Genomic DNA, 8,311 nt, shown 5'->3' on the forward strand with positions numbered 1-8,311 from the left:
GGCCTGCCGGTCTCCTGCACGATGCGCACCGCTCCGGCCCGGAACTCCGGATCGAACGAGCGTCTCTCGGTATCCAACGACCCAACCTTCTCCCAGGTTCGGTCTCCACGATCTCAGGGGAAGCGCACTCCAGCCGCGTCTTCTCCTTGCGCAACTGCTCCAACTCGGCCTGCTCCGGCGTCTTCTCCTTCTTGGCGGCCGGGCGGCTCGTTCCCGCAGCGGTCAGTTCGCCGGCGTCGCGCTGGCGACGCCACAACTGAACGCTGGACTCATAAAGTCCTTCACGGCGCAGCAGCGCGCCCTTGTCGCCATGCTCGGCCGCGTCGTACTCCTCGACCATCCGCAGCTTGTAGGCGGCGGTGAAGCAGCGCCGCCTGGGCCGGCCGGTCCGCGGCCCGCCACCGGAGGGAAGATCGTTGCTGGTCATCGTCACTCTGCTCAGTACCCGTTCTCGCCCTGTTCACATCAGTTAGGGAACTTCATCCCCTTGTGTCCTACCTGAGCCTGACACAGAGGGCCGCGCCATGTCCCTGCGTCTGCCGGTCAGCCACACGGCCAGATCCTGCCGCCGCCGGCACCGCCCGGCGGCTTCCTGTACACCACCGCGCTCGGCCTGGGCTTCACGGACCGGACGACTGAAGATCGCGGAGCCGCCCCTGTCGAGGCAAGACAAAAAGCGCAACTGTTGTTTAGCGAACGCAACGAAGCCTGTTCTCTCCGGCGTCCGTACGGTCCGGTGATCCCTGAGAACCAGCACAGTGGGAGTAGAAATGGGTTTCTGCTGGACCATCGGCCGAAGAGCCGGGCCCTTGCTCGCCGTGTTGGTGGCGGCGGCCGTCCTGAGCCCGCTCCCCGCCTCGGCGCTGAGCGACGGTGCACTGGTGACGGTGCAGACCGGGACTGTGCGCGGCAAGATCGAAACCGGCGGGCGTACCTTCTTCGCAATCCCGTACGCGGCGCCCCCGACGGGTGAGCGTCGTTTCCGGCCTCCTCAGCCCGCGGCGGAGTGGACGGGGGTTCGCGATGCCACCCGGAAAGGCGACATCTGCCCGCAGTCAGTCCCGCTCGGCAGTGTGAGCGAGGATTGCCTGCAGCTCAACGTGTACACGCCTCCAGCCGCCGAGTCGAAGGACCTGCCGGTGATGGTCTGGTTCCACGGCGGCGCCTACGTCCTGGGCACGGGCGCCGGTGAAGACCCGGCACCCCTGGTCGCGAAGGGCGACGTCATCGTCGTGTCGATGAACTACCGCCTTGGCCCCTTCGGTTTCATGGCGTTGCCCGGGCTGGCCGAGGAGTCCAAGACCACGGGGAACTATGCACTGCTCGATCAGCAGGCGGCGCTGCGCTGGGTGCGCGACAACATCACCGCGTTCGGTGGCGATCCCGGCAACGTCACGATCTTCGGCGAGTCGGCGGGCGGGCACAGCGTGTGCATGCAACTGATCTCCCCGACGGCGGCCGGGCTGTTCCACAAGGCCATCTCCCAAAGCGGCGGATGCGTCGACACCGCCCTCGGGCCCAGAGCCGCCAATGCCGCCTACGAGACCAGCCAGGACTTCGCCACGTCGCTGGGCTGCGCGGACCCGGACCCGGACACGGTCGTGGCGTGCCTGCGCGGCAAGTCCGTCGATGACCTGCTTTCCACCGCGGGGAACCCACTCGGCACCGACGGGCCCGGCTGGACGCCGGTTATCGACACCAGCGTCATCAAGGAGCCCACCGAGGCAGCCCTGCGGGCGGGTCGCTACCACAAGGTGCCGATCGTCAACGGCACCACCAAGGACGAGGGACGGCTGTTCACCGCCCTGCTGATCCACCTGTCCAAGCTGCGCCGCGCCAATGCCGACGACCTGAGGACCGAGATCGAGTTCCGCGCTGGAGACGTGAGCAGGGAACTGCTGAACGCCTACCCGCCCGCCTCCTCCGACAACGCCGACCTCGCCATCTCGCAGGTGACCACCGACGGCGCCTTCTCCTGCCCCGCGCTGTTCACCGCGCAAGCAGCCGTAAGCAACGCCGGGCAAAAGGTGTTCGCCTACGAGCTCGCCGACCCCGGCCCACCGCTGTCAGGCCTGGACCCGCTCATGCCGCTAGGCGACTACCACGGCTCCGAGCTGCCCTACCTCTTCGACACGTTGGAGGGCATCCCGGTGCGCCTACTGCTCAACGACGATCAGAAGAAGCTGTCGAATCAGATGCTCACCTACTGGACCAGCTTCGCCGCGACCGGCGACCCGAACAGCTCCGGCACCCCGGCATGGCCGACGTTCACCTCGCACTCGCCACAGACCCAGCGACTGACCTCGAGGGGAACCGCACCAATCGCGACGTTCGCGGACGACCACAAATGCCACCTCTGGAACTGACGTCATGTCATGCGCCTGAAATCCGGATCGGTACGAGCGGCAAGTGCCTCGCGGTTACCTCAGGTTCCCCGCGATGCGCGGACACGCGCGCGTCGAGCCCGCCACAGCGGGCAGTGATCAAGGCACGCCGACCAGCAGCGCCAGCCACGGGTTCGGGGCAATTCACCGGTGCCAAGCTCGCCTGCTGGGTGATGCTCAGGGCCGCGAACGCGCCCACGTTGCCGACGCGACCAGAGCGAACCAGGCGGGGTGGTCCACCGCGGCCCGAGGACTTCCGGCACCCAGCGAAACCCCGTAATGCTCGAACAGCGGGAAGGTGTTACCGAACTGGTTGCCGTAAAATGCCCGTTGTGGCTCACCGATCACCTTCGGTTGAGCACCGCCGATCATGCACGTGAGCTCGGCACTGCATGCCAGCGCCTCGGTGACGATCCGGCGGCGGCGCTCCGCGTCGGCACCTGGGCCGAAGCCGCTGACGACGGGTTCGAACTCGGTAGTTCCCTCGGCGCCGAAGACGGGTGCTTGGATGACTGGCACGTCGTGCTCTGGACGAGCGGTGTGCCTGAACCTCCGGTACTCGTCGGTCAGTGAGTCCCACAGCATGGCGAAACGTCGCGATCGACATGCGGAGCGCCCACGACAGCGTCGAAGTGATCGCTCATGACCCGTCTGAAGGAGACTGCGTAGCCTTGCTCCCGAACCGCCTCGGTCGCTTCGTTGACCAAGTCCTCGTCAACCGTGCTCAACAGGTGTCGCGAGTTCTCCACCCACAGCGTGCGCCGCTCCTCGGTCGACCAGGCGCCGAATCCCGGCCCCATCGGCGCGGCGAACGGAAACGACATGCCCAACTGGGGCGACCTGACATTTGCCGCGGTCAACACGACCACGGAACCCCCGACCAAACTCGCGAGGGTGCACTCGACGTCCAGGCTCTGCGCCAACTCCTGTACAGCGTCACCGAGCCTGGCCGCGAGACGCAGCTGGCCACCAAGGTGGCTCGCGTCGAACTCCAGCCTCGGAACCGTGAAAGAGCCGTAGCCGCCCCGGAGGAAGAGCAGTGGCAGGCCGCTACCACTCCCACCGATGCCCAGGTTCTCTACCTCGCCCACGACGAACATATGGTCGGCGGCGGGGAGCGCAGATCGTGGCGTCGAACCAGGCGACGGCGTCTCGTAGGACCGGAATTCCGTGCTCGTCGTAGTCCCAGTCGCCCACGGAAAGCGGTCGGCGCCGGAGCTGGAGATGAGGCTCCTCTGGATCGAGGTGGCGGCTGCTCAACCCCGGCCGCCAGCTCCTGCTCGTCCTTGCCTACCTGTGCAAGGACGAGACGTTCACCGAGATCAGCGCGGGGTTCGGGGTATCGACGAGCACCGCATGGCGGTACGTGGAGGAGACCGTCATGCTGCTATCGGCCCGCTCACCCAAGCTCGCGCAGGCGTTGCGGAAGGCCAGCAAGAACGGCCTGACCCCCATCTGGTACTGCACGGGACGCTCGTCCACGCCGACCGGGTCCGGGCCGACCGGCCGTACTTCTCCGGCCGAAGCCTCGGTCGTCATCACGCCCTACATGGGCAAGGACAAACCCCGAGTCGCAAAGCAGGCGAACCGTGCGCACGCCAAGCTCCGCGGCCAGGCGAACGAGCGAACGCCCAGCTCAAATCATGGCGGATCATCCGGAAGCTGCGTTGCAGCCCCAGCCAAGCAGGCCACCTGGTCCAGGCCATCGCCGTTCTGCAGAACTACGAAACCACCCGAGGATGGAAGGGGTCAGTCATGCCCATTCCTCTCCAGCGGACGGTCGCCATGGATTCAGTCGGGTCTTGTTCGGACGAGCCCCGTGGACATGAGCTGATCGTCCAGTCGGCCCAGGTCACTACCGTCGGTGACGACGTGGTCGTCCTCGCTCGGGGATACGGCGGGTTCACCCTCCGCACCGCACTCGGGGCGCGGACGCATGGGCACGAGCGGCGCGTCGGCGCCATGGGCGGAGCGCTCGATCATCGGTCATCACCCCAGCCTTCCCCGTTACCGTTTTCGCGTCCCCGCCACGGTGGGGAGCCAGGTCACCCGGCCCGGCATGACTCAAGCCCCCTGTCGCAGGCATGATCCGGGGGGTGTTGTCACCGGGCCCGGGTGGCGTCGGTGGACCGCTCATAGGGACAAGGCGACCTTCCGTGACGAGGTCATCGTCTCGCCGTAACGTGGATGCCGGCAGCCGTCGCCAGGCCTTGTGACCAGGCCAAACACCCCCGATCGAGGTAGACGTGAGCGTCGAGTACGCGGTGTTTCTGGGGTTGGACGTGGGCAAGGGCGAACATCACGCCTGCGCCCTGGACCCCTCCGGCAAGAAGCTGCACGACAAGCCCCTGCCCAACGACGAACAGCGGCTGCGTGCCCTGTTCACCCAGCTCGGCCGCCGCGGCCGGGTGCTGGTGGTGGTCGACCAGCCCGCCTCGATCGGCGCGCTGCCCGTCGCCGTGGCCCGGGATCAGGGCTGCCAGGTCGCCTACCTGCCCGGCCTGACCATGCGACGGCTGGCCGACCTGCACCCCGGCAACGCCAAGACCGACGCCCGCGACGCCTACATCATCGCCGACGCCGCCCGCACCCTGCCGCACTCGCTGCGCCGCGTCGACACCGGCCAGGAGGCCCTGGCCGAATTGGAGGTCCTGGTCGGGTTCGACGACGACCTGGCGGGCGAATCGACCCGGCTGGTCAACCGGATCCGCGGGCTGCTGGTCACCATCCACCCCGCCCTGGAGAAGGCCATCGGCCCCAGGTTGCACCACCCCGCCGCGCTGGAGCTGCTGATCACCTACGGCGGCCCGGACGGGCTGCGCGCCGCCACCGCCGACGAGCTGCTGGCCACCGCCCGGCCGCTGGCCCCGCGCATGGCCGGACGCCTGGTCGAGGCGGTCAAGACCGCGCTGGACGCCCAGACCGTCGTCGTTCCCGGCACCACCGCGGCCGCGACCGTCCTGCACCACCTGGCCCGATCCCTGCGATCGGTCCATGACCAGCGCGAACAGGTCGCGGCCCAGGTGGAGGAGATCCTTGATGCGCACCCTCTCGCCAAGGTCCTGATCTCGATGCCAGGTATGGGGATCAGGACCAGCGCACGGATCCTGCTGGAGATCGGCGACATCGCGGCGTTCGCGACCCCCGGGCACCTGGCCGCCTACGCCGGACCGGCCCCCGTCACCCGCCGCTCCGGATCCTCCATCAAGGGCGAACACCCACCCAAGGGCGGCAACAAGGCTCTCAAACGCGCTATGTTCCTGGCCGCGTTCGCCTCCCTCTCCGACCCGCTGAGCAGGGCCTACTACGACCGCAAGAGAGCCGAGGGCAAGAAACACAACGCCGCCCTCATCTGCCTGGCCCGCCGCCGCTCAGACGTCATCTACGCCATGCTCCGCGACAAGCAGCCCTACCAGCCCTCACGCAAACCCGCCGCCCGAGCGGCTTGACGAATCCCATAGGGACACCCCCCGTGTCGACCGCAGGGCGTCCAGCCCGGCACGGGATCTGCCGCCCGCGGAGGGTGCGCTCGTGCAGTGATGGGCCGTCGGACTGCGTTCGATGCCACCGAACCACCTCGTACCGGCTGCCGGATTAGTGGGCGGGTCTCCGTTCTCACCGATGGCGCTGATCAGGCGCCTACACGGTCGAGGAACGCCTCTACGACCTCGACGACCTCGGGCGCCTTCTGCTCCATCAGCGGGATCGGGCCCCCCTCGATCTCCGCCACCTCCACGAACTTCGCGTTGACGTAGACCTTGGCGACCTTGTCGGTGTGCGGGTAGGACACCGGGTCCTCGGTGGCGGCAAGGATGAGCGCCGGTGCCGTCACCAGCCCGACCCGCTCCTCCATCACATATCGAGCGCAGGCGTAGTGGCCCTCGGCCGGGTCGACGCCCGGTGCCAAGCAGTCGCGGATGAAGCGGTTGAGGATGTCCGGGCGATTCTTCGGATAGAGGGGATACCGCTTCGCCCACAGGGTCACCAGGTGACTGCCGTCCTCCAGGATTTCGGCGACGTCAACGTCGACCTCGGAGCCACCCTCGCGGGTGCCGCCTGTGTCCATCTCCCGGGTCGTGGCCTCGCGGTACTCCGCGTCGGCGTACGCGCCGGCAGAGAGGACAACAGCGGTGACCCTGTGCGGCACGGCCAACGCGACCTCGGAGGCCACGAACATGCCCGTGTGGTGGCCCATGAGGGCGAACTTCTCAAGTCCAAGGGCGTCGGCGAGCGCGACCACACCGGCACGGCCGTTCCAAGATCGTGAGTGGTGGATGAGCTGTGCCGTATCGCGGTATGTCGCGATCTGATCACTGGTGGCGTGTCGGCTCCACAACGGGACGAAGCCCCGGTTAGCAAGGGTCTTCCTACAGATCCACAAGCTGCCGGAGCTTCGTCATGGCCCAGTGTGCCACCATGCTCGCGGAGCCGGGGCAGATGTCTCGGGCTCTCACCGTTCCTCTTGCCCAGGCGTGCCGTGACCTGCTGGAACTGTTGGGTGATGTGCTGGACGGACGATCCGGTCAGGGCCGGGGGCATCCGGTGGCGGCGGTGCTCGCGCTCGCCGCTGCGGCGACTGCGGCGGGCATGAAGGGCTACACCGCGATCGCCGGATGGGTCGCCGACGTGCCCGGCGACGTCCTGGCCGATCTGTACATGCGGGCCGGAGCCGCCCGGGCCGGGCCACCGGGCAAGACCACGATCTGGAGGGTACTGACGGGCACCGACGCCCACGCCCTGGACGCCGCGATCGGCACGTGGCTGATGAACAACCTGCTCACCAGCTGCGCCGCCACCGGGCAGGAGGGCCAGGAGGAGATGCCGATGCAAGTCCCGCTGGACGGTAAGACCGTCCGTGGCGCCAAGGACGCCGACGGCAACCAGTTGCACCTGCTCGCGGCGCTGGCGGGCACCCCCGGCGGCCCGGCGGTCGTCGCCGCCCAGGCCGAGGTGGGACGGCGCCAAGACCGAGGAAGTCCGCCTCGCACAGCGGGTACTAGAGCAGATCGACCTGACCGGCAGGGTCATCACGGCCGACGCATTGCACACCGTGAAGGCCACCGCCACCTACATCCACGACCACGGCGGCCACTTCGTGTTCCCGGTCAAGGAGAACCGCAAGGCGCTGTTCGAGGCCCTGGACGCCCTGCCCTGGAAAGACACCGAGGTCGCCCACACCAGCGTCGACAAAGGCCACGGACGCGTCACCACCCCCACCATCCAGGTCCTGCCCGCCCCCGACGACCTGCCGTTCCCGCACATCGGCCAGGTCTTCCTGATCGAGCGGTACGTCACCGCCCTCGACGGCACCCCCATCTCCGCCGTCGCCCAACTCGGCATCGCCGGCCACACCCAGGCCAGCGCCGCCGCCCTGGCCACCCACGTCCAAAGCCACTGGGCCGTGCAGGTCCTGCACTGGATCCGCGACACCCTCCGGCGCGAGGACCACTCCCGCGCCCGCACCCGCTCCGGCCCCCGCGTCCTGGCCTCCCTGCGCAACCTCGCCAACGGCACCATCCGCCTGGCCGGACGCACCGACATCACCGAAGCCACCCGATGGGCCGGCCGCTACATGACCAGACCCTCACCATCCTGGACCTCACCTCATGATCTTGGAACGGCCGTGACCACACCGGCGGCGTACTGCTCGATCGTCTGGTCTTTCGTTGGCGGCTTCGCCGACATGCCGAACCCGTACATGTCCATCGCAATGGCTCGACGGTTCCTTGCCAACATCGGCTGGACCTCGCGGTACTCGTCGAGCGAGCGGGGCGTCTGGCGCAAAAGGATGATCGGCTCGCTGCGCTTCCCCTGAGATCGTGGAGACCGAACCTGGGAGAAGGTTGGGTCGTTGGATACCGAGAGACGCTCGTTCGATCCGGAGTTCCGGGCCGGAGCGGTGCGCATCGTGCAGGAGACCGGCAGGC

The 8,311-nt window shown here is 68.0% G+C and carries 7 protein-coding genes and 3 pseudogenes; 5 read left to right on the forward strand and 5 right to left on the reverse strand.

Features of this window, described 5'->3' with window-relative positions; translation table 11 throughout:
* Positions 1-427: pseudogene (locus tag ACTWPP_RS44665) on the reverse strand (hypothetical protein); the annotation flags it as partial.
* 343 nt (positions 428-770) lie between these two features.
* On the opposite strand from ACTWPP_RS44665, the gene ACTWPP_RS44670 reads away from it, so the two are divergent.
* Complete coding sequence (locus ACTWPP_RS44670) at positions 771-2,366, forward strand: carboxylesterase/lipase family protein (RefSeq protein WP_443110563.1); 1,596 nt, start codon at positions 771-773, stop codon at positions 2,364-2,366.
* 195 nt (positions 2,367-2,561) lie between these two features.
* Here ACTWPP_RS44670 and ACTWPP_RS44675 read toward each other — a convergent pair whose 3' ends face one another.
* Together ACTWPP_RS44675 and ACTWPP_RS44680 are read right to left on the reverse strand one after the other, a co-directional pair.
* Entirely contained in the window at positions 2,562-2,969 is a 408-nt protein-coding gene (locus ACTWPP_RS44675) for a hypothetical protein (protein WP_443110564.1), read from the reverse strand.
* Positions 2,951-3,475: a hypothetical protein gene (locus ACTWPP_RS44680; protein ID WP_443110565.1), complete on the reverse strand. Its 525-nt coding sequence runs from the start codon at positions 3,473-3,475 to the stop codon at positions 2,951-2,953. Before ACTWPP_RS44680 ends, ACTWPP_RS44675 begins: the two co-directional genes overlap by 19 nt.
* A 146-nt stretch (positions 3,476-3,621) precedes the next feature.
* Between ACTWPP_RS44680 and ACTWPP_RS44685 the strand changes: the two are divergent.
* A pseudogene (locus tag ACTWPP_RS44685) lies at positions 3,622-4,124 on the forward strand (transposase family protein); the annotation flags it as partial.
* A gap of 51 nt (positions 4,125-4,175) precedes the next feature.
* Here ACTWPP_RS44685 and ACTWPP_RS44690 read toward each other — a convergent pair.
* The gene (locus tag ACTWPP_RS44690; protein WP_443110566.1) at positions 4,176-4,367 is read right to left on the reverse strand and encodes a hypothetical protein; all 192 of its coding nucleotides are present in this window, start codon (positions 4,365-4,367) and stop codon (positions 4,176-4,178) included.
* Between the two features lie 263 nt (positions 4,368-4,630).
* Between ACTWPP_RS44690 and ACTWPP_RS44695 the strand changes: the two genes are divergently transcribed.
* Positions 4,631-5,833 (forward strand): IS110 family transposase, encoded by a 1,203-nt coding sequence (locus tag ACTWPP_RS44695; RefSeq protein ID WP_443110567.1) that lies wholly within the window; start codon positions 4,631-4,633, stop codon positions 5,831-5,833.
* Between the two features lie 182 nt (positions 5,834-6,015).
* On the opposite strand, the gene ACTWPP_RS44700 is transcribed toward ACTWPP_RS44695, so the two are convergent.
* Positions 6,016-6,579 carry a hypothetical protein gene (locus tag ACTWPP_RS44700; protein ID WP_443110568.1) on the reverse strand — a complete coding sequence of 188 codons (564 nt, stop codon included), beginning with the start codon at positions 6,577-6,579 and terminating at the stop codon, positions 6,016-6,018.
* Positions 6,580-6,821: 242 nt separating this feature from the next.
* On the opposite strand from ACTWPP_RS44700, the pseudogene ACTWPP_RS44705 reads away from it, so the two are divergent.
* A pseudogene (locus tag ACTWPP_RS44705) lies at positions 6,822-7,136 on the forward strand (transposase family protein); the annotation flags it as partial.
* A 103-nt stretch (positions 7,137-7,239) separates the two neighbouring features.
* On the forward strand, positions 7,240-8,199 hold the full coding sequence (locus ACTWPP_RS44710) for an ISAs1 family transposase (protein ID WP_443110569.1): 960 nt from the start codon (positions 7,240-7,242) through the stop codon (positions 8,197-8,199).
* Positions 8,200-8,311 lie beyond the last annotated feature (112 nt).

Source organism: Actinomadura sp. 3N407 (genome assembly GCF_052245875.1).
Taxonomy (GTDB): Bacteria; Actinomycetota; Actinomycetes; order Streptosporangiales; family Streptosporangiaceae; genus Spirillospora.